This is a genomic window from Priestia sp. JSM ZJ58 (genome assembly GCF_044383985.1).
Taxonomy (GTDB): Bacteria; Bacillota; Bacilli; order Bacillales; family Bacillaceae_H; genus Priestia; species Priestia zanthoxyli.
In genome coordinates this window covers 92,513-114,571 of the sequence record NZ_JBISEM010000001.1, presented here as the reverse complement: position 1 = coordinate 114,571, position 22,059 = coordinate 92,513, and the positions used below count along the sequence as shown (strand labels likewise).

At 37.8% G+C, this 22,059-nt stretch carries 22 protein-coding genes; 5 read left to right on the top strand and 17 right to left on the bottom strand.

The genetic code is table 11. From position 1 onward, the window contains the following. Nucleotides 1–34: 34 nt before the first annotated feature. From ACH6EI_RS00575 to ACH6EI_RS00565, 3 genes are all read right to left on the bottom strand, one after another. Nucleotides 35–202, bottom strand: coding sequence for a hypothetical protein (locus tag ACH6EI_RS00575; RefSeq protein WP_165573745.1), 168 nt, complete (start codon nucleotides 200–202; stop codon nucleotides 35–37). A 164-nt stretch (nucleotides 203–366) separates the two neighbouring features. Beyond that, nucleotides 367–1,755, bottom strand: coding sequence for an argininosuccinate lyase (argH, locus tag ACH6EI_RS00570; RefSeq protein ID WP_014458026.1), 1,389 nt, complete (start codon nucleotides 1,753–1,755; stop codon nucleotides 367–369). After that, complete coding sequence (locus ACH6EI_RS00565; protein ID WP_033579611.1) at nucleotides 1,752–2,960, bottom strand: argininosuccinate synthase; 1,209 nt, start codon at nucleotides 2,958–2,960, stop codon at nucleotides 1,752–1,754. The genes argH and ACH6EI_RS00565 overlap by 4 nt, the downstream gene beginning before the upstream one ends. Nucleotides 2,961–3,274: 314 nt before the next feature. Between ACH6EI_RS00565 and ACH6EI_RS00560 the strand changes: the two genes are divergently transcribed. Next, a complete protein-coding gene (locus ACH6EI_RS00560; RefSeq protein WP_099331323.1) occupies nucleotides 3,275–3,589 on the top strand; it encodes a hypothetical protein in 315 nt (104 codons plus the stop codon). Between the two features lie 25 nt (nucleotides 3,590–3,614). On the opposite strand, the gene ACH6EI_RS00555 is transcribed toward ACH6EI_RS00560, so the two are convergent. From ACH6EI_RS00555 to sppA, 8 genes are all read right to left on the bottom strand, one after another. After that, nucleotides 3,615–4,457, bottom strand: a complete 843-nt coding sequence (locus ACH6EI_RS00555) for an EcsC family protein (RefSeq protein WP_028411795.1) — start codon at nucleotides 4,455–4,457, stop codon at nucleotides 3,615–3,617. A gap of 231 nt (nucleotides 4,458–4,688) precedes the next feature. Beyond that, nucleotides 4,689–5,879 (bottom strand): acetate kinase, encoded by a 1,191-nt coding sequence (locus tag ACH6EI_RS00550; protein ID WP_013059468.1) that lies wholly within the window; start codon nucleotides 5,877–5,879, stop codon nucleotides 4,689–4,691. A 196-nt stretch (nucleotides 5,880–6,075) separates the two neighbouring features. Next, on the bottom strand, nucleotides 6,076–7,068 hold the full coding sequence (locus tag ACH6EI_RS00545; protein ID WP_029319991.1) for a class I SAM-dependent methyltransferase: 993 nt from the start codon (nucleotides 7,066–7,068) through the stop codon (nucleotides 6,076–6,078). 147 nt (nucleotides 7,069–7,215) lie between these two features. Beyond that, complete coding sequence (gene tpx / locus ACH6EI_RS00540; RefSeq protein WP_045291207.1) at nucleotides 7,216–7,749, bottom strand: thiol peroxidase; 534 nt, start codon at nucleotides 7,747–7,749, stop codon at nucleotides 7,216–7,218. Between the two features lie 138 nt (nucleotides 7,750–7,887). After that, a complete protein-coding gene (gene ytfJ / locus ACH6EI_RS00535; protein WP_028411798.1) occupies nucleotides 7,888–8,355 on the bottom strand; it encodes a GerW family sporulation protein in 468 nt (155 codons plus the stop codon). Between the two features lie 13 nt (nucleotides 8,356–8,368). Beyond that, a complete protein-coding gene (locus ACH6EI_RS00530; protein ID WP_028411799.1) occupies nucleotides 8,369–9,067 on the bottom strand; it encodes a DUF2953 domain-containing protein in 699 nt (232 codons plus the stop codon). Between the two features lie 234 nt (nucleotides 9,068–9,301). Continuing rightward, entirely contained in the window at nucleotides 9,302–9,805 is a 504-nt protein-coding gene (locus ACH6EI_RS00525; protein ID WP_013059473.1) for an RDD family protein, read from the bottom strand. Nucleotides 9,806–9,815: 10 nt separating this feature from the next. Next, a complete protein-coding gene (gene sppA / locus ACH6EI_RS00520) occupies nucleotides 9,816–10,826 on the bottom strand; it encodes a signal peptide peptidase SppA (RefSeq protein WP_014458019.1) in 1,011 nt (336 codons plus the stop codon). 149 nt (nucleotides 10,827–10,975) lie between these two features. Here sppA and ACH6EI_RS00515 point away from each other — a divergent pair, with 149 nt between their 5' ends. Then, nucleotides 10,976–11,776 (top strand): NAD kinase, encoded by an 801-nt coding sequence (locus tag ACH6EI_RS00515; RefSeq protein WP_014458018.1) that lies wholly within the window; start codon nucleotides 10,976–10,978, stop codon nucleotides 11,774–11,776. Between the two features lie 23 nt (nucleotides 11,777–11,799). On the opposite strand, the gene ACH6EI_RS00510 is transcribed toward ACH6EI_RS00515, so the two are convergent. From ACH6EI_RS00510 to ACH6EI_RS00495, 4 genes are all read right to left on the bottom strand, one after another. Beyond that, complete coding sequence (locus ACH6EI_RS00510; protein WP_108674333.1) at nucleotides 11,800–13,392, bottom strand: amidohydrolase; 1,593 nt, start codon at nucleotides 13,390–13,392, stop codon at nucleotides 11,800–11,802. A 123-nt stretch (nucleotides 13,393–13,515) separates the two neighbouring features. Beyond that, on the bottom strand, nucleotides 13,516–13,704 hold the full coding sequence (locus ACH6EI_RS00505; RefSeq protein ID WP_013059477.1) for an alpha/beta-type small acid-soluble spore protein: 189 nt from the start codon (nucleotides 13,702–13,704) through the stop codon (nucleotides 13,516–13,518). 88 nt (nucleotides 13,705–13,792) lie between these two features. Beyond that, on the bottom strand, nucleotides 13,793–15,004 hold the full coding sequence (gene thiI, locus ACH6EI_RS00500; RefSeq protein WP_014458016.1) for a tRNA uracil 4-sulfurtransferase ThiI: 1,212 nt from the start codon (nucleotides 15,002–15,004) through the stop codon (nucleotides 13,793–13,795). Nucleotides 15,005–15,010: 6 nt separating this feature from the next. Beyond that, complete coding sequence (locus tag ACH6EI_RS00495; protein WP_098112326.1) at nucleotides 15,011–16,153, bottom strand: cysteine desulfurase family protein; 1,143 nt, start codon at nucleotides 16,151–16,153, stop codon at nucleotides 15,011–15,013. 222 nt (nucleotides 16,154–16,375) lie between these two features. Here ACH6EI_RS00495 and brnQ point away from each other — a divergent pair, with 222 nt between their 5' ends. Further along, nucleotides 16,376–17,731 (top strand): branched-chain amino acid transport system II carrier protein, encoded by a 1,356-nt coding sequence (gene brnQ, locus ACH6EI_RS00490; RefSeq protein ID WP_014458014.1) that lies wholly within the window; start codon nucleotides 16,376–16,378, stop codon nucleotides 17,729–17,731. A gap of 30 nt (nucleotides 17,732–17,761) precedes the next feature. Here brnQ and ezrA read toward each other — a convergent pair whose 3' ends face one another. Further along, the gene (gene ezrA, locus ACH6EI_RS00485; RefSeq protein ID WP_013059480.1) at nucleotides 17,762–19,453 is read right to left on the bottom strand and encodes a septation ring formation regulator EzrA; all 1,692 of its coding nucleotides are present in this window, start codon (nucleotides 19,451–19,453) and stop codon (nucleotides 17,762–17,764) included. A gap of 213 nt (nucleotides 19,454–19,666) precedes the next feature. On the opposite strand from ezrA, the gene hisJ reads away from it, so the two are divergent. Next, nucleotides 19,667–20,461, top strand: a complete 795-nt coding sequence (gene hisJ / locus ACH6EI_RS00480; protein WP_014458013.1) for a histidinol-phosphatase HisJ — start codon at nucleotides 19,667–19,669, stop codon at nucleotides 20,459–20,461. Here hisJ and refZ read toward each other — a convergent pair. Further along, the gene (refZ, locus tag ACH6EI_RS00475; RefSeq protein WP_014458012.1) at nucleotides 20,453–21,100 is read right to left on the bottom strand and encodes a forespore capture DNA-binding protein RefZ; all 648 of its coding nucleotides are present in this window, start codon (nucleotides 21,098–21,100) and stop codon (nucleotides 20,453–20,455) included. The genes hisJ and refZ overlap by 9 nt on opposite strands. Nucleotides 21,101–21,317: 217 nt before the next feature. On the opposite strand from refZ, the gene ACH6EI_RS00470 reads away from it, so the two are divergent. Further along, nucleotides 21,318–21,797 carry a GAF domain-containing protein gene (locus ACH6EI_RS00470; RefSeq protein ID WP_014458011.1) on the top strand — a complete coding sequence of 160 codons (480 nt, stop codon included), beginning with the start codon at nucleotides 21,318–21,320 and terminating at the stop codon, nucleotides 21,795–21,797. The last annotated feature ends 262 nt before the right edge of the window (nucleotides 21,798–22,059 follow it).

Genomic DNA, 22,059 nt, shown 5'->3' with positions numbered 1-22,059 from the left:
CTTTTCTTAGTTTATATACAGTATATGCATGTAGTTATTCATATAGTTCGTTATCGCTCTTTGCTTCTGGATTTTCAACTACAGAAGCCATAGCATCGCCAATAACGCCGCTTGAATAAGAATCCATTAGCTGTCTTGATGTCTCTTTTTCTCCTTCAAAATCATATTCATATACATGCTGCGGATGTTTTTTGTCTTTCATATGTCACTTCTCCTTTTTCACTCTATTTTCTTTACGAATGTGAACTTTATTTCATAATCCCTTACATGATCTTTTCTATTTTCTTCTTAATTGCTCTAGTTATACCATTTATCTCACATCAAAAAACGCCCGCAGAATTTTCTGCGGACGTTTTGAAAACTGTTTTATATTGAAGCTTTTTCATGCAATTCATCTTTAGCTAGTTGAATTGCTTTTTTCACTTGTTCAAACCCTGTTCCCCCCGCGCTATTGCGGCGATTAACAGCTGTTTTTGGACTTAATACATGGTAGATGTCTTCCTCAAATAAATCTGACGCTTCTTTATATTGCTCGAGCGGCAAATCCATTAGGTAGATATTTTTCTGAATACAAACGAGAACTAGTTTCCCAACCACTTCATGTGCTTCACGAAACGGCATACCTTTTGCAGCAAGATAGTCAGCTAACTCCGTTGCATTTGAAAAATCTTGTTTCGTAGCTTTTTCCATAACATTTGTTTTTACTGTCATTGTTTCAATCATGCCAGCAAAGATTGTTAAGCAGCCTTCAATCGTTGTAACCGTATCGAACATGCCTTCTTTATCTTCTTGCAAGTCTTTGTTGTATGTTAAAGGCGTGCCTTTTAACACAGTCAACAAGCTAAATAAATGACCATATACTCGTCCTGTTTTACCACGAATTAACTCTGCCATATCAGGATTTTTCTTTTGAGGCATAATACTGCTGCCAGTTGCATACGTATCATCCATTTCAATAAATTGAAACTCTTGACTAGACCATAAAATTAACTCTTCACAAAAACGAGATAAATGCATCATTAAAATAGAACTGTTGCTTAAAAACTCTAAAATAAAGTCACGGTCGCTGACAGCATCCATACTGTTTTGATAAATTCCATTAAAGCCTAGAAGCTCCGCGCTGTAATGACGATCAATTGGAAATGTCGTACCAGCTAAAGCTCCTGCTCCTAAAGGAGATAAATCAATACGCTTTAGTGATTCCGCATAACGCTCAGCATCACGCTTAAACATTGAAACATAAGCCATTAGATGATGAGCAAAAGAAACCGGCTGCGCGCGCTGTAAATGTGTGTAGCCTGGAAAAATAGTTTCGACATGCTGATCTGCTTTTGTAAGCAGCACATCTTCTAGATTTTCGATCAGTCCTACAATTTGCTGAACATGCTTTTTTAAATATAAGTGCATATCTGTAGCAACTTGATCATTACGGCTTCGACCCGTATGAAGCTTACCTCCAACCGGACCAATTTCATCAATTAATAGCTTTTCTAAATTCAAATGAATATCTTCATATTGAGCAGAAAATGTTAATTCTTTCTTCTTAGCTTTTTCAAGCAGTGTTTGAAGGCCTTTTTTAATTTGTGACGCTTCATCTCCAGAAAGAATGCTGCATTTCTCAAGCATTGTTACATGTGCTAAACTGCCTTCAATATCTTCTTCTACAAGATGCTGATCAAATGAAATGGACGCACCGAACTCGTCAATCCATTGTTCAGGGCGTTTCGTAAAACGCCCTCCCCAAAGTTTGGTCATACCGTTGTCACCTTCTTTTGATTTACCATGCTGCTCACTTGTGTTGGAAGACCCCATAATGAGATAAAACCAACTGCTGCATTGTGATCAAATTCATCTTCTTTTGTATATGTTGCAAGTTTTTCATTGTATAAAGAATTAGGAGATTTACGTCCCTCTACGATAGCATGCCCTTTAAATAGTTTTACTCTCACTGTTCCGTTCACATATTGCTGCGTGTCTTTTAAGAATGCAAGCAGGGAATTTGTTAATGGAGAGAACCATAAACCCTCATAGATAACTTCTGTTAATTTTTTCTCAATCACTGGTTTGAAGTGCGCTACTTCTTTCACTAATGTTAAATCTTCAAGCTCTTTGTGTGCTTTAATTAATGTCATAGCAGCTGGACACTCATATACTTCACGTGATTTGATTCCCACAAGACGGTTTTCTACATGATCAATACGTCCCACTCCGTGCTTACCTGCAATTTCATTCAATTCTAGAATTAACTGAGCTAGCGTATAAGATTGACCATTTAATGCTACTGGAACACCTTCAACGAATTCAATTTCTACTACATCGGCTGTGTCCGGAGTATTTTCAAGAGAAGCCGTTAGGTCATATGCTTCTTCAGGTGGAGCTGCCCAAGGATCTTCAAGAACGCCGCACTCGTTACTTCTTCCCCATAAGTTTTGGTCAATTGAAAATGGGCTGTCTAAGTTAATTGGAATTGGGATATTCTTTTCTTTTGCATACTCAATTTCTTCTTCACGAGACCATTTCCAGTCACGAACAGGAGCTAAAACTTCTAAGTGTGGATTTAATGCTTTAATTGATACTTCGAAACGCACTTGGTCATTTCCTTTTCCCGTACATCCATGTGCGACAGCTACTGCATTTTCTTGTTCTGCTACTTCTACAAGCTTTTTAGCGATTAGCGGTCTAGATAGTGCAGATACTAATGGATATTTTCCTTCATATAACGTGTGTGCTTGAAGTGCTGCTAATGCAAATGTATTAGCATATTCTTCTTTTGCATCAATCACATATGACGATACCGCTCCAACTGTTAAGGCTTTTTCTTTAACGAATTTCAAATCTTTTCCTTCGCCTACGTCTAAACAGCAAGCTACCACATCGTACCCTTTTTCTTGTAACCATTTAATTGCAACTGATGTATCTAAACCTCCGGAATATGCTAAAACAACTTTTGGATTACTCATCATCTATTCCTCCTACAAATTATATATATATTAATACAACCGTTTTAATTTTTATTCATTTAATCTACTATTACTTTAACAACTTTTTAATCTATTTTCAATAGTTATTCAAAAAAAAGTATATAAATTCACGTTTTTTTTAATTTAATAGGATGAAAGCTCTTAAAATACTGTAAAAATAGACGTGAATGAATATTCCTGCCTTAAATGCATTGTATATTTATATGCATAAATCAAGTATAAATGATTTATTTTTCACTTAAAGTAGCTCTGGCTTTTGTCATTGTATAAAATGGAAGGGAAGAGGTGAAAAAATGGAGCGCTTTTTTACTTATGACAACAGACTCGGTATAAAAATTCCTGCTCTTGAAAGAGAATGGACATTCTATTCTGAAAAAGTTCAGCAGGATATCCTCCTAACATGGGAATCCATTCGAGGGCAAATTCCAGACAAAATTCAATCTGTAGAAAAGAGGATTAATCAAAAACAAGCGGCGTTAGAAGATGAGACTAATTTTATCCGCTCCTGTGAATTAAATAGCGAGATAGGAGAACTTGCTTCTATTATTAATGATTTGTGGCTTTGGTATCGAACAAATGAGGAAATATCAGAAAAAGTTCACGGATAGACAAAAAAACGAGTCTCATGAAAAATTAATGAGACTCGTTTTTCTTATCCAGCAAATAGCGGTATTGGTAAAAGCGCTTCGCATAATCTGTCACTTGTTTGGCCATTCGATAATTCATCCCTCCGCCAACCATCATACTCACAATTGGCAAACGATTATAAACTTTTCGCTTCGCAGCAAATATAGCTAGCGTTTTTCCAATTTGCACAACAATTTTTTGCAGCCACGTCTTATCTACAATTTGATCAACACCTTCATAAAAATACGGGTCAAATTCTTGGCTTAGCTCACTCTTTAATTGATGCCATCCCTCAGCCTGAAGGTGTCTAGGTAACGTTGCTGCATGGAAAACTTTTAGCGTTAGCATAAGCTCTGAAGGAGTCTGGATATGATAGCCGTAGCTCATTGCTGCCTGTTGCACCGCTTGAATATTCATGCATAAAACAGCGGGTATATCAATACCGACTAGCAGCGATTGGCCGGTTCCTGAAAGTGCTCCTTGACTCAGCGCATACAACCGCAGCTTGGCCATTTGCTGTTCGCATATATAAGAAAGCTGATCTACTTGAAGGGAATTCATTTCTGACAGATCTGTGATATCTTCTTTGAATACACGGGCGGTTTCAATAATTCGTTTTGTCGCTTGAGTTTGCATTTCCGTACCTTGAATTAATGCAGTTAACTGAAAGAGTCCCTCATCAATTTTATGTAAATAGGTCTCACGAACAGAAGCAGGAATTAAGTTAAGCCCTTTTTCTAACCATTCTTCGTACAATAACTCCATCTCAGTTGCTTCTACGCTCTGTAAGCTCTCTTCCCATTTATAGATTTCTTCTAAAAGCTGTTCTTCGCGATTCGTTAATATCATCATGTCACCCTTTCAAGAAATAAGTAGTTTTATTTTTATTATAACAAATAATGCATCCGTTACATTTTGCTTCCTATATTATTTCTTTCTTCTATACGTTGTAAACCTTCTTTCAACCGTCAGCTCCTTACGCTATATAAAAAAGCTGATTTCCTAACAAGGAAATCAGCTTTTCGTTAGTTTGCCTGACAATTTATGAGAATTCATGCATTGAAGAGGCACTTTATGAACTTAAATATTCGCTAAACGAGTAACGTCACGTGCAATCATAACTTCTTCGTCTGTAGGAATAACCATAACTTTAACTGGAGAATGAGGGTAGCTAATAAATGCTTCTTCTCCTTGTACACTATTTAAAGCTGGATCCCAATAAACGCCCATGAACTCTAAACCACGAAGAACGCGAGCACGTACAACATCACTGTTTTCTCCAATACCTGCTGTGAAGATGATTGCATCTACACCAGACATACGAGCAGCATAAGAACCGATATATTTATGAATACGGCTAGCAAATACTTCAAGTGCTGTTTCAGCACGTTCATTGCCTTCAGCGCTTGCTTTGATTAGATCGCGTAGGTCACTAGAAATACCAGATACACCTAAAAGACCACTTTCTTTATTTAATACATTTAATACTTCGTCAGCAGTTTTTCCTGTTTTCTCCATAATAAATGGAATTAATGCAGGGTCAATGTTACCTGAACGAGTTCCCATTGCTACACCAGCTAATGGTGTGAAGCCCATTGATGTATCAATTGACTTGCCGCCTTCAATTGCAGCGATACTTGCACCGTTACCTAAGTGACAAGAAATTAAGCGCAATTGTTCGATTGGACGGCCAAGAAGCTCAGCTGCACGCTCAGAAACATATTTATGAGATGTGCCGTGGAAACCGTATTTACGAACGCCATACTTTTCATAGTACTCGTACGGTAAGCTGTACAAGAATGATTTTTCTGGCATTGTTTGATGGAATGCTGTATCGAAGACTGCTACAGCTGGAACATTTGGAAGAATATCTTGGAACGCTTTAATTCCCACAATGTTTGCTGGGTTGTGAAGCGGTGCTAAATCAGATAAAGCTTCAATTTCCGCTAATGTTTCATCTGTGATTAAAACAGAATCAGCAAATTTCTCTCCGCCGTGTACTACACGGTGACCTACACCAGTGATTTCATCGTATGATTGAATGATGTTTTGAGAAAGTAACTTTTCAACTAAAATTTTAACTGCAACAGCATGGTCAGGGATTTCTGTAATATCCGTTTGTTTTTCACCATTTACCGAGATCGTGAAAACAGCGTTATCTAAACCAATTCGTTCTACTAAACCTTTTGTTAATACCGTCTCACTTGGCATTTCAAATAATTGAAACTTAAGTGAAGAACTGCCGGCGTTGATTGCCATGATTTTTGACATAAAAAAACAGCTCCTTCTTTATTATACGTGCATCATAAACATAACGAACAGAACATAAAAGTGTAATCTCTACAATATTCTATGCATTTCGACACGATTTCTATCCTTATTCATTTAATCATTCACGACAATAGATTTCAAGAGCTATACATCATGAAAACGCTACCGGTAAAAATTCATTATTTTCGAAAAAGACTTACTTTTTATTAACGCTGAACCATTGGTCCATTTGAGCCATAATATCACTCATTGCTTCTCGATTACTGAACTTCGGCAAATTCACAAGCAGCGCTTGATCAGGCGCTGTTACCCCTTCTCCCTGCTTTTGAAGAATGATAATACTCTTAGCAGCCTGCTCTTGTTTGAACATTGAAAGCGGCAGCTGAACGATTCCTTGAACGATTGCTTCCTCTTTTAGCAGCGGCTGTAATAAATGAGACTGTTCAGACTCGAACAAGTTATTTGGAATAAGGGCCACTACGTATCCTCCGTCTTTTACATGGCGCAAGCTTTGTTCAATGAATAAGTGATGAGCATAGGTATGACCTTCTTCAGCTCTTACTTTATACTCTTTTGCCCCTTCATCGTTTGGATAATAACCAACCGGCAGGTCACAGACAACTAAATCAACAGGATCAATAAAAAGCGGCTGTAAGCTGTCTTGATTAAATAATTGAACGCCGTGCTTCTGTAAGTTTGCATTTACATATGTCAATTGAAGTAATAAATCATCCACATCTACACCGTATACATGTTCAATTGACGCAGCGTGTGTATTTAAAATGGTTGTTAATAAGTTTCCAGCTCCTACTGCTGGATCTAAAAGCGTATACTTATCTTTTCCTGCCATGAATTTTCCAACTAAGTAGCTGACAAATAGTCCTACAGCATCAGGGGTCATTTGGTGGTTAGGCTGAACTGCTTCTTTCATCCCCTTTAAAATAGCTAGCTGATATGCTTTTCGAATCGTTTCTTTTTCAAAATGATCAAGCGTGATTGAATCGTATTCTTTTTTTAAACGTTTTTTGGTTACCTCATCTAGCTCTTCTTGCAAAATAGTTCCTTGAAACAAGTTTTCTCCCGTTTCAGCTACTGCTTCTAAATATACGCAGTTTAGTTCTTTTCTTAAAATAATAGCTGTTTGATCAATTACACCAAATAGCTTTTCCATACTAGCTAATTGACTCATATTCTGCCTCCTGTGTAATGAAATGATATCTATATAAATGAGTAAACGTCCTATTTGGAACATCATATTTTATCATAAAAGCTTCTTAAAACACAAAGAAGGCGAAAAACATTGTTTTCCGCCTTCTGCCGAACGCCATCGACAATCTTACTTAGCTGCTTTAGCTGCTTCGATTGCTGCTTCGTAGTTCGGATGCTCAGTTACTTCTGGTAAGTACTCAACATACGTTACGTTGTCATTTGAGTCTACTACAAAGATTGAACGAGCCAATAAGCGTAATTCTTGAATAGCTACACCATATGCTTCGCCGAAAGATAAGTCGCGGTGGTCAGATAATGTTTGAACATTATCAATGCCGTTAGCACCACACCAGCGCTTTTGAGCAAACGGTAAATCTACGCTCACTGTTAATACTTTTACGTTATCTAATTTAGCTGCTTCTTCGTTGAAGCGGCGAGTTTGCGCATCACAAACTCCAGTATCAATAGAAGGAACTACACTGATTAGGCGAACAGAACCCTTTGTACTGTCAAGCGTTACTTCTGATAAATCATTTGCTAAAACGGTAAAGTTTGGCGCCTTGTCTCCAACCTTTACTTGATTTCCTAATAATGTTACATCGTTACCTTTAAATTTAGTCACGAATAATTCCTCCTTTAAATAAGTATGTACACTGTTCATATTAGCTTGTCTGTCTCTATATTGCAATTAAATGACATACATACTATAACGCTATATGCTAGAAAACATGCCCAATAAAAAAAGGCTTTGCTTGCTTCTTTTATCGTTCAAAGAAGCAAGCAAAGCTTTATTTTATCCCTACAAATTAAAATCATTTGCACCGTCATGATGCTGATTTTGTTGATTATGATGATCCTGCTGATGGTTATTTCGCTTGAACATTTGCTGCACGCGTTCAATGGCTTGAGGTGCTGTATCTAAAATCTTTTCATATAAATGTGTACTTTCATTAAGGTGAAGCATTTTAATTCCGCTTCCACTCACAATTAAAAAGGCAATTGGCGTAATTGATACACCGCCACCGCTACCTCCGCCAAATGGATGACCTGATTCTTGCTGATGCTGCCCTGGAGAAGATGGCGCATGCCCTTCTACTCCAAACTCGCTTCCACCCGCTGCAAAGCCAAAACCTACTTTTGAGACAGTTAAAATAACGCTGCCATCAGGTGTTTCTACGGGATCACCAATGATTGTATTAACATCAATCATTTCCTTTAAATTTTCCATAGCTGTCGACATTAAACTTTTAATTGGATGTTCTGCCATTAAGATAACCTCCTTATGTTTTCACAGAGTGTGTCTTGTTCTTATTTGACGACTTCCATCTTTTGCGACGCTTTTTGGACGTATGCCGCCAGTATCTCAAGGTCCGTAAACCTACTAGAATAGCTTGACCAACTCGAAAAGAAATTATGCACTCAAATACCGTTTCTGACCAAAGATGTTGAAATACAGGGGTAACGCTCATGACAGGCATATCTTTTAGTTTCATATAACGGCTGATTATACCAACTATGCCCCCCTTTGCAGACCATACAGCCCCGGTAAGTACGCCTGTTAACGCAGCATCACCTAAGCCGAAACGGCTGTGCCATTTAATATCCCTTACCGTCACTTTCTGTAAGAAACGACGAAAAATTTTATGAAAACCGACTACCTGTTCAAGGAATTGCTTCGCATTTTCTAACATGCTTAGTCCGTCTTCTACAGAATAATCACTCCATGAATTCTCGTCTTCTTTTCCTTGATCACCCATTCCTTTTTTCTTTTCAACAAGCAAACGTGGAGAATCTTTTTTTACTTTCACTACCGGAATTTCATATGTATAGCGAATAAGACCGAACCAAGCTCTGAGTCTCACTCTGTAATAATCGTTATCTCGGACATGATGAAGCTCTACAAATAGCGTGATTTTTGTCCATACAATAAGTACAATAACAATTAAAAGTGCTAGCAATATCCATAAAAGCCATAGCACATCCTTCACTCCTTCTTAGCTTCACATTATCTCCAAAACAGAGAATATTAAACCTTATGAAAACAATAAAAAGAGGTTGAGACATAACGAAATGAATCCAATCAGCTGCTAGAAAGATCTACATAAATGAAACCTACGTTTACCCTAACAAAAAAACCGAACCACTAATCAAAAATCTTGATCAGTGGTTCGGTTTTCAATTCGTCTAAATACTTTTGCCCCAGCCTCTTTTTATTATCTGCTTATTGTACCTTCATGTATGACAGTTGTATCTGCGTAGTAATCATGCGCTCCCTGCTTCTTAGGTAAAAACGCAACTAATAAATAGCCAAGTAAAAAAACCGTTTTAGAAATATAACGTCCAACTCCTTCACGAAACAGCACAACAGGCCAAGTTAAGGTGGAGTCTTTCAGCGATACTACTTTAAGCCCAAACACCATCTTTCCAAGCGTTTGTCCAAAATACTTGGTCATTAAAACAAAATAACCATAAAAGATAATAACCGTTACAATCGTATAGGGAGAAAAAAATCCATCTCCTCGAGAAATACCTGCTAAATGGAAAATGGGCTTGATCAGCAGGGAGTTCAAGCTAGCTACCACAGCTAGATCTAAAAGATATGCCCAAAAGCGCATCCAAAAGCCTGCATAATGGAATTCACTACCTATTGGAGTACTTACCGCTGGCTCATGTTTTATATTGTCGTTCGATTCGGTTGAATGAGACTGATTTTCCATGTTCCCACCTCTATTCTGCATATAAATACATCAGACGCGGAGAGCTTGGCTGCGCAAATGTTTTTAACATTGCAGTGACTTGTTCATCTCCACCTATTACTTTTTGCATGCTCATTGAAAGCCAAGAAGGCAGTCCGAATCCTTGATTGTATTGAATTACTTGTGCACCTTTTAACTTATAATCTTTCTCCATTCCCGTTACCGCATCTTCAAAATAGCCTAGTTGATCGACCAGCTTCAGCTCTTTAGCCTGACGTCCATCGTACACTCGTCCATCTGCGATAGAACGCACTTTTTCTTTAGACAAGTGGCGTCCCTCAGAGATAACATTGACGAAACCATCGTACGAGTTGTCTACAAGTGTTTGCATAATTTCTTTTTCTTCTCCGGTCATTTCTCTTGTTGGAGACATAATATCTTTATGAGCCCCGCTTTTAATAACAACAGATTCTACTCCTAGTTTATCAGCCAGCTTGCCGTAGTTAACGCTTTGCATAATTACACCTAGTGAACCTGTTAAAGTGTCCGGAATTGCATAGATTTTATTAGCAGCTGTTGAAATATAATAGCCTCCTGAAGCAGCCATTGATCCCATTGAAATATACACTGGCTTTTTCGTTTCTTTCTTCAGCTCTTCAATTTTTTTATGTATTTCAGCACTTTCAACGACGCCGCCGCCCGGTGAATTCACCTTAATAATGACTCCTTTAACTGCCTTATCATTTTTGGCAGCCTCTAGCTGCTTTAAAAATGCTTGGTGGTTATAACCATTTTGAGACATAAGCGGAGAGGAACTGCTTCCTGTATCTTGAATCGTTCCATTGACCTCTAGCACTGCAATTTTCTTCGCTGCATTCCCTTTTTCGATAACTGTTTCTGATAGTTCACTGTCGTCTCCTCCAAATATGCCTGCCAGACCGTCATCTTTTTCTTCTTTGACTGAAAAACCAATATTAACAATCGCAGAAAAAATGAATAAGCAGGCCGCAATTAAAAGAGCAATCCACCTTTTTTTGTTCATGAAAATCCTCCTTTTTAGGTGTCAGAATTAAAAGATTATTCTTTTAATTCTTAAAGCAATAATGCTATAATTATTGTAACAAACTTTTTTTAAAAAGTTTACTTTATCGCTAATATTTTACATATCAGACAAACAAGGGGGAACTATCTATGCCAAATCGTCGCAACGTTTATTTCTTTCATCCAAAAAACCAGGAATCAAAGGCGCTCGTAAGTCCACTTATTGAACTTGCAAAACAATATGACTTTCAAGTAGTAGACCATTTCGACAGCGCTAACATCATTGTAAGTATTGGCGGTGACGGAGCTTTCTTGCAGGCTGTCCGTCAATCTGGCTTTCGAGATGACTGCTTATATGCTGGTGTCACAACTTCAGATCAACTAAGCTTTTACTGCGATTTTCATATCGATGAAACGGATAAAATGATTGAAGCTATTACGACAGAAAATATAGAAGTACGTCGATTTCCCGTTTTACAAACTCAAATTGATCAAGGAACTTCTTTTTATTGCTTAAATGAATGTTCTATTCGATCAGGTGTTATAAAAACACTCAGTCTAGATGTTTTTATTAATGAAAATCACTTTGAAACATTCCGTGGGGATGGGATGATTATTTCAACACCAACAGGCAGTACGGCTTATAATAAATCGGTAAGTGGAGCCGTAGTTGATCCGTTAATTCCTTGTATGCAAGTCAGCGAATTGGCATCGTTAAACAATAATAATTATCGTACATTAGGATCTTCATTCATCCTAAGCGCTGAGCATACGCTCACTTTAAAACTATCCAATGACAATAACCACAGTCCAATTATTGGAATAGATAACGAAGCATTAAATGCACGTCAAGTTGATCAAGTTCAAATACGTTTAAGCGACCGTCAAATTAAAACGGTTAAGCTAAAAGATAACTCTTTCTGGCAACGAGTTAAGCGTACATTTCTATAATAAAAAGCGCCCAAGGGCGCTTTTTATTTTTGATATACAATTTTTCCATTAATAGCAGTCATCTGCACCTGTACCCCTGGAATATCATCTGCAGATATCTCAAACAGATCTTTTTCTAATACGGTAAAATCGGCCACATATCCCTTCTGAACATATCCTTTTTTATGCTCTTGATGAATGGCCTGCGCGCTTCCTAAAGTAAACAGCTGAACAGCTTCAAATACTGTGACTCGCTCAGAAGGTATGTAAACGACCGAGCTATTTGGAGAAGTTTTTCTAGAAACCGCTGCATGGATCGTTAACATGGGATTGATAGGTTCAATAGGTGCATCCGATCCGCCTGCACACATAACCCCTTCGTCCAATAACGTTTTCCAAGCATAGCAATAATCCAAATGCTCTTCTCCGATTTTTTCAATGACCCATGGAAAATCACTGGCTAAAAACCGAGGCTGAATATCTAGCACAACCGGGAGCTTTTTTACACGATCAACTAAATCTTTTCGTAGAATTTGCGCATGGATGATACGATCTCTTTGCCCTGTTTGAGGAGGATATTGTTCGATGCTTTCCACTACGTATTGAAACGCTAAATCCCCAATCGCATGAATTGCAACGGTCATGCCCAATTCTCTCGCTTTCCTCACTAGCTGCTTTAATTCATCTAGTGATTGAATAGCTACACCTCTTGTAGAAGGGTCGCTTTTGTAAGGAAAGCTTAAAAGCGCAGATTGACTGCCGAGCGAACCATCAGCAAAAATCTTCATTGGCCCTATTTCAATAAAATCGGATGTGTCTTTCTTTTCTTCACAGTATGTATACATATCATCTACAGCTTCATGATGAACAAGTAAATGAGCACGAAACAGCTGCTTTTCTTTATGAATAACGTCTTGGAATGCTTGATATGTACGCAAAAAGCCTCCATAATAATTTAAATCTTCCGTATGTCCACCCGTTAATCCGTGCTGAACACAATCTTTAATGGCTACTGAAAGCGCTTGTCGAATGTATGCTTCTGATACTTTAGGAATATGAGCCGTTACTAATTCTTGCGCTTGATCAGCAAAAAAACCGGTAGGATTTCCAGCTTCATCCCTCTGGATAATACCTCCTTCCGGGTCACGTGTTTCAGCTGTAATCCCGGCTATTTTAAGAGCAGTCCCGTTTACTACTAATCCGTGACGACAGACTCGCTTCAACATAATAGGATGTTCAGTTGACAGCTGATCAAGATCTTGATACTGAATCAAAGAGGAATCTTCCCACTGATTTTCATCCCACCCTTCTCCAATTACCCATTCTCCTTTTGGCGTACTCTCTACTTTTTTCCGAACGAGCCTTAACACCTCTTCCCGAGAAGTAGCTTGAGACAAATCAAGCCGAAGAAGCTTTTCACCGTGACCAATTAAGTGAAGGTGGCTATCGACAAAGCCCGGATACATTGGGTGTCCTTTGAGGTGTACTTCTTTGTCAATCTCAGCACCCCATTTGATTCTTAGATCTTCTTCTGCGCCTATATCTTCAATGAATCCTTTTTCAACATATACGCTTTCTACATGCTCACCTTCTTTTAGCATCGTATATATTTTGCCGCCGTAAAATAAAGTCCCCATCGCCAACATCTCCTTTACTTTATAAAGCTTGATCTTGTCTCTATTATACGTGACAAAACAAACAAGACAAAAGAGTGAGGTTTCCCCCACTCTTTTTAGCCATCATTATTTAATTAATATGACTTATTTACCACCAAGTTGTTGCTCAGCCATTTGAACTAAGCGTTTAGTGATTTCTCCACCAACAGATCCGTTAGCGCGAGCTGTTGCTTCTGGTCCAAGATTTACACCGAATTCAGAAGCGATTTCGTATTTCATTTGGTCGATAGCAGCTGCTGAACCAGGAGCTACTAATTTGTTTGTGTTTGCCATGTGTTTTCACCTCCTTGTTGAATATAGATTGTGTCAAAACACATGGCATCATACATTATTTTTTTGGTAATTTTATGAAATTTTACTTTTAAAACAAATCTTCTACGCTGTCTGCGGTATTTGTAGCCGAAGAAGCTGTCATCTCAAGCGTTTCTACATTATTTACCGCTTCTTGAATTAATGTTTCAAAATCATAAAATTGTTCGTATCGATTTATTTTTTCACGCTTTGGCTTAGTTTTTGGTGAGCTTGGCGTAAAAATTGTACAGCAGTCTTCATACGGACGATTCGAAATTTCATGTGTGTCAATTTTACGGGCAATTTCCACAATCTCCGTTTTATCCATTGTCACAAGCGGACGCAAAATTGGCGTATTCGTCACTTCATTAATCGCATACATGCTCTCAACCGTTTGACTAGCTACTTGCCCTAAGCTGTCGCCAGTTACGATAGCTAACGATTCATTTTTTTCACGAATAAGGTCCGTAATTCGAAGCATCATACGGCGTGTAGAGGTCATGGTATAATTCTCTGGAATTTGCTTTTGAATCGCTTGCTGTACAGCTGTAAACGGTACAATGTGAAGCTTTACTTTTTCGTGATAAGCCGTTAATTTTTGCGTTAAATCAATTACTTTTTGCTTAGAACGTTCACTTGTAAAAGGCGGACTATAAAAATGAACCGCTTCTATTTCTAAACCGCGCTTCATAGCTAAGTATCCTGCAACCGGGCTGTCGATTCCTCCAGAAAGCATGAGCATCGCTTTTCCACTCGTACCAACTGGAAGACCCCCTGCTCCGCGATAATCAAAACATGTAATATACGTTGCTTCACTTCTCACTTCTACTCGTACATTTACGCTTGGCTCTTTTACGTTTACCTGTAGATGCTCTGTATTTCGTAGAATATGACTTCCTACTGCATAATTTAATTCGTTTGTATCAAGAGGAAATTGTTTGTACGCTCTTCGAGTAGATACTTTGAACGTTTTTCCTTCTATATCAAATTCTTTCATTGCTTCTAGCGCTGCTTCTTGAATGGCTTCAAGTTCATTTTCAACTTTTAATGCTAAACTAAAACTTTGAATACCAAAGATTTGCTGAAGACGTTCAATGATAGGCTCGTGATTTTCACCATTTAAGTGAATATACATGCGGTCTCTTGTGTATTTTACGTGAATGTTTTGGAATGCACTAAGAGCCGTTACAATATTTTTTCTTAGCTGCGCAACAAATTTTTTTCTATTTTGTCCTTTAGTGGAGATTTCTCCGTATCGAATTAAAATATGGTTATATATCATAGTTATTTACCTCATTACTTTCTTTAGATCTTCAATTACTGTGAAAATAGCATTTATAATGGGCGTTACTTCATTATAGTCATTTAATCCTGACAAGCTCAAACGAATGGACTGATCGGCTTCTTCGTAATTTTTACCGATAGCTAAAAGCGTTTTACTTGGCTTTTTTCGTTTTGATGAGCAGGCAGATGTAGTTGATACAAACACTCCTTTTTCTTCAAGAGCGTGAACAAAAACCTCACCTTTAATACCTTGCGCTGTAAAATTTATAATATGGGGAGCTGAATGCTCATTCGGCGTATTAATCGTGATTCTTTCGTGAGCAGAAAGTTTGTCCATCAGTTCTGCTTTTATTTTCTGCATTTTTTGCTGATTCTGAGCTGCATGTTCAAGTGTTAAACGAAGTGCTTTAGCAAATGCTACGATTCCCGGAACATTTTCCGTGCCTGATCGATGCTGCATTTCCTGAGAGCCTCCGCTAAGCAACGGATGAAGCTGAACTCCATTTCGTTTATATAAAATCCCCGTTCCTTTTAAGCCGTGAATTTTGTGTCCTGATAATGTGCATAAATCAATTTTATGATTTGCTAAAGAAAGCGGAACTTTTCCAATCCCCTGCACATGATCGACATGAAAAAGCACCTTCGAATAGTTCGTAAGCATCTGTCCAATTTCTTCAATTGGCTGAATGGTGCCAATTTCATTATTTACATGCATAACGGATACTAAAATGGTTTCATCCGTAATAGCTGATTCAATAGCCGCAGGTGACACAAATCCATTTGAATCTACCGGAACATACGTCACATGAAACCCTAGTGCTTCTAACTGCTTAAATGGTTCATGAACAGAATCATGTTCAATATTTGTCGTAATAATATGCTGACCTCGGCTTTTATATTGCATCGCTACGCCTTTAATAGCTAAATTATTCCCTTCCGTTCCTCCTGATGTAAAGATAATTTCATTTGACGATACGTGCAGCAATTCTGCTACTTGCTCACGTGAACGGCTCAACAAATTCTCCGCCTGTACGCCAAATTGATGGAGGGACGATGGATTGCCATAATAAGTTGTAGCTACTTTGGTAAAAGATTGTATGACTTCATTATAGGGTTTTGTTGTAGCGCTATTATCTAAATAAATCAAGGATGCGCGCCCCCTTCTTCATTTTTTCGGAACAACGTATTATCATACCACACCTTGGTATTTTTTTAAATTAGGCGTTCCTTTTATTATTAATAAACTATTTAGATTTTTTCAAAAAAACCTATATATGATTCCATAAATGTGGTAGTATGTATCACGTACTTTTAGTTTTTAAAAAGTCAGAAAATTTAATCATCAACATAAGAAACACTAGGAGGCATTATGAAAACCAAAGCACTCACTAACAAAGAAATACTTGCCATCGGTCTTATGCTGTTTGCTCTCTTTTTCGGAGCGGGAAATATGATTTTCCCTCCTTTGCTCGGACAGCAAGCCGGAACACACACTTGGAGTTCCATTATCGGTTTTCTCATTACAGGTGTAGGACTTCCGCTTATGGGGATAATCGCTGTTTCTAAAAGTAATGGAAATTTTACCGAAGTAGCTAAAAAAGTTCACCCTATTTTCGGGATTTCTTTTACTATATTGCTTTACTTAGCAATTGGCCCTTTTTTTGGTATACCCAGAACGGATACGGTAGCGTTTGAAATCGGTGTGACCCCATTTTTATCAGAAAATGCGGTTGCAAGCAAGATTCCTTTAATGGTCTATACCGTTATTTTCTTTGGCCTAACACTTTATTTATCATTGAATCCAACTAAAATTGTTGATCGCATAGGAAAAATTCTAACTCCTTTACTGCTCGCAGTATTAGCTCTTTTAGCTATCAAAAGTTTAATGACACCTATGGGTTCTTTTCAAGAACCTCACGCCAAATATATAGCCTCTCCATTTACGGGCGGCTTTATTGATGGATATTTGACAATGGATACAATTGCAGCTCTCGTATTTGGCATCGTTGTTATCAACAGTATTAAGGAAAAAGGCGTAACGGACGAACGAACACTTGCTTCGGTATGTATCAAAGCCGGGTTGATTGCTGCTGCTGGGTTAGCTATCGTTTATCTTTCTCTCGCGTATGTCGGCGCTTCAAGCGTAGAAGCAATTGGTATGAAAGAAAATGGAGGAGCTATTTTAACAGCTGTAGCTACAACATTATTCGGTTCGTTTGGCACCATTATTTTAGGACTCGCTATTACATTTGCTTGTCTAACGACAGCCATCGGATTAACTTCTGCTTGCGCACGATTTTTCACGCAGCTGGTGCCAAGCATGTCATATAAAACATTTGTTGTCATTTTAATGCTGTTTAGTGCTGTTATTTCAAATGTAGGGCTTACTCAATTAATTTCTATTTCCATACCTATTTTGACCTTTGTATACCCTATTGCCATTACGCTAATTGCTTTATCATTAATTGAAAGAGCCATTTCGTTTGGTCGAGAAGTATATGTGACAGCCGTAATCATTAGCTCGATTCTGAGCATTTTTGACGGGTTAAAAGCAGCAGGAATTATCTTAACAAGCATAGACAATTTTTTCAAAAACTATTTGCCGCTTTATAGCCAAGGCCTTGGCTGGCTTATTCCAACAGTTGCTGCTGCCTTCATAGGCTATATTATTAGTATTGCAAGAGGTACACATCACACAGATAGTATACAAAGAAAAGCGTCATAAAAAAGCTCGTGTCCTTTGGACACGAGCTTTTTAACTCTGTGAAGATACAATACGCTGTATACGATCCAGCGCACCAGGATCTACTTGCTCAATAGCTGCAGATGCCTGTTTTAATGCTTCTTTGTATTCGTAATGACGAAACGCTTCTTCTGCTTCTTCTAAAGACTGTGCAATCGAGTGATGAGTACTTCTATAACGGTTACCGTATTGAATCACTCTTTCAACGAGTCGCGCCTCTTCTAACATTGCCTCTGTTTCATCAAATGTATCCTGAACAAAACCAACAGCATCTTCAAGTAAAGATTGAACAGCTTGAATATTAAGCGGTTTTTCTTTCAGCTTAGCGGTTACTTCATTTAAGATATGAACCGTTTTTTCAAGCTGCACTTTGTATTCTTCAGGAACACCGGGAAGGTTGCTTTTTTGAATAAGGCGTCTTGCTTCAATCAACTGAGATTTCAGTTCTTCTATTTTGTCCTTAGCCGAGAGCTCATCTTTGCGAAGAGCTTGTAGCATATCGCTATAGGATTCCTGAGATTCTTTTAATTGGTTAAGCTGTTTGGAAACGTCTTCGAGTTCTTCTTGGATCACACTGTAGGCTAAATTGTGCTCCGCCACCTTGTCCGAAATATTATAGTACAAGTTAGTCAATCGTTTTAGTTCGCGATCCATTTTGTAATATACGTCTAAATCGCGCTCTTTAAAATGATAGCTCTGCTGTACAAATAGCGTTTCTTCACGAAGTTCACGGTTTCGTTCTTGAAGCATACGAAGGAAGTTAGATACCGTATGAGATTCACGGTTCATTTTATGATAGGAGAAAACCTCATGCTCAAGTGAGTCATATAACTGCTCTAAGCGTTCGTTCACATCATCTAGTTTTGTAATCGCTTCTTCCACATATAATTCTTCAATATCTGCAATAATTTCAGCAGTTTCTTGTTTTAAAAGCTCTACCGTTTCTTCTACTTGCAGATGATCTAACACATATCCCTGCTCACTCATTTCGCGGAACCCGTCAAGCAGTTCATTGAACTGAACAGGAAGAGTGGTCTGACACTCAACTAACACTTTTGGAATTTGTTCTAAATACGAATCAATAGCTGTTAAATCAGTTTTTAATTGAAGAACAATCTCACGTGCTTGAAGATAGTTTCCGTTAATCGTCTCTTCCTCGTATTTTTTAAACTGCTCTTTAGATGTATTAATTGCGTATTCTAACGTTTTTTCAGCATTTCCATAGGAATACCGATGTGCGAGCAATTTTTTCTTCACGTGGCGGTGAAGCTGATTTAATTCCTCAATATCATATCGATTATCTTGTTCGCTACCAATTAAATTTTGAAGTTCAGTAAGTATGTTTTCAATATCTATCTTGGTTTGTTCTAAGGCTTGATCAATATGTATAGATAACTGCTTCGCTTTTTTAAACCGGTATTTATCTGCTGCTTCTTCCGTTTCAAACAGTTCTTTATCAATTTTCGGGAGATTAGTTGATATAATTTCATCCCACTGCTCACGCCAACGTTCAAATAGCTCTTCAGTTTGACCTGTCATGTTCAATTCTTTTACTTTTGAAATTTCCTCTGCAACTGGCGTATTTGCTAATTCGACTTTGATCGTTTCCAGGCGATCAATTTCTTGATAAATCTTTTTACGTGAAAACATTCCGTACACAACTAATCCGATAATAAGTATGATTAGTGCTATAATGAATTCCATACTAAGCCCCCTTACAGTGCGTTCTACATGACAAGTTTCTTATTTATAAAAAGGGTGAATTTAATCCTTTAAATTTTTTTGCGTCAATGTTTTTATGATACCATGTAAAGTCCAACTTTTGAGCAAAAAATTAAATTTTTTTATACAAAATATTGGCATGGAGTCACTTTGTGTCGTTACAATGGAAAAAGAAGAAAAAAGGAGGCATTTTTTATGAAAGTTGACAAACATATTCATACTCCATTTTGCCCACACGGTTCACCTGATTCATTGCAACAATATGTTGAACAGGCGATTTCCCTGAACTTTGGCGAGATTTCGTTTACAGAGCATGCTCCATTACCAAAAAGCTTCAGTGATCCGACGCCTGATCGCGACAGCGGAATGGATCCTGACAAACTTGATCGCTACATTCAAAACGTACAGCAAGTTAAAAAAGAATTTGAGCGCGATATTCGTATCAATGTCGGATTGGAAGTTGACTTTATTGAAGGATTTGAACAAGAAACAACAGATTTCTTAAACGAGTATGGTCCTTGCCTCGATGACAGCATCCTTTCTGTCCATTTCTTAAAACATGAAGAAGGATATGACTGCCTAGATTTTAGCGCTGACGTATTTGCACATATTGTACAGAAGTTTGGCAGCGTAAGCAAAGTATATGATAAGTATTACAACACGGTATTACGCTCTGTACAGGCCAATTTAGGCGTTTATAAGCCTAAGCGCATTGGTCATATGACACTCATACATAAATTTCAAGCTCAATTTCCATATGAAGACACACTTTCCCCTATTATTTTATCAATACTCGATGAAATAAAAATGAAAGATCTGGCTTTGGATTATAATGGTGCAGGATTGTTTAAGCCTTTGTGCAAGGAAGCGTACCCAGCTCCCTTTGTCGTAAAAGCAGCCCAACAGAAAAAAATCCCTCTCGTATATGGGTCAGACGCCCACTGTGCGAAGGATTTAGGCCAAGGCTATAGAGAGCTTCATTTAAGATAATTGAACGCGAAGTTTGTTTGTCCGTTCATATGGCAAACATACCGTTGTGTGCACCCATCGCTCAAGCTCAATCGCATATTGCTGAACAAAATACGGTTCGTGAGGCAATATATGAAGAACTTCACTTAGGTACTGAGGATGAAGATAAGGCATAGACAGCATGCCCTTAAGCTCAATGATTGTAAAGGAAACGTGCAGCTTTCGAAACTCCTTTTCTTTCATCCCTCTTTCAAGGATTGTTTTTAAGTAGTATTTTTCCTTGGTTAAATACGTAGTCATAACTTCTCGAATTAAAATCGTGTCAAGAGAGATTTCTCTATATACGAGCCGGGCAATATGCCTATTTTCGTGCTGGTAATGTAAGATAGCTCGAATCATTACGATCATACTTTCTGTTGAAGACAGCTTTTTCATTTCTTGAAATGCTTGCTCCAACACCCCAATATAACCTTCAAAATAAGAAATCACTAAACTTTCAAGCAATCCTTCTTTGCTATGAAAATAATATGAAATATTCGCTACGTTCACTTTCGCTTTTCCTGCAATCTCGCGCACCGACGTACCATCAAAACCTTTTACGTTAAAAAGAGAAACGGCCGCATCAATAATTTTCTCTTTCGTTTTTGACTGTACAGCCATCTATCTACACCTCATTTCGATTTATTTTTACAAAACACATATGATTGCAAAATTGTGTAGAAATCGTTACAGTATTTAAAAAGGATTTTAGTAGCCTCTCTACATAATTCGTGATAGGCTTTTTAGTTCCTGTAATCTTTTATCGACAAAGTAGCGTTAAAACTGACGTTTCCTGATAAAAATTCATTAAATCTTATGTTGAATGGAGGAGAATACATTGTTTAATGTCGAAAACTACAGCGGCTCAAAACAAAAGGATTATGAATTAGTAATTAAGCAATTACGCGCCTTATTAGAAGGAGAAAGCAATACGATTGCTAATCTAGCAAATGCTTCAGCTTTGCTAAATCAATTTTTAAATGAAGTAAACTGGGTAGGTTTTTATTTAATGGAAGACGGGGAGTTAGTGCTTGGACCTTTCCAGGGACTGCCGGCTTGCGTTCGTATTCCACTTGGAAAAGGCGTATGCGGTACAGCAGCTCAAAATCAAAAAACAGAGCGAATTGAAGATGTTCACGCCTTCCCTGGCCACATTGCATGTGATGCCGCTTCTCAATCTGAAATCGTTGTACCAATTGTAAAAGACGGTCAGCTTTTAGGTGTTCTTGATATTGACAGTCCAATCAAAAATCGCTTTGATGAAATCGATCAACAGTATCTTGAAGAATTCGTCAAAGAACTCACTTCTTTTCTTTAAATATGAATAAGCAAAAAAACCGCTGCAAATCAGCGGTTTTTGCTTATTAAACAAACGTTTGATTAGCCATCACCACCGTTTTCTTACGTTCTTTCTTCTCTTTTCATACTTCAAATGAATATATCCTTTCTTTTACAATCTTTTAATCTTCAATCTTTCTTGACTTTATACGAGGAAACACCTATAATACTCGTTGTGTGAAATATTGCAGCTTATACAATCTTCTTTATGTTTTTTCATTTTGTTCCTCATTAAAAGGTTG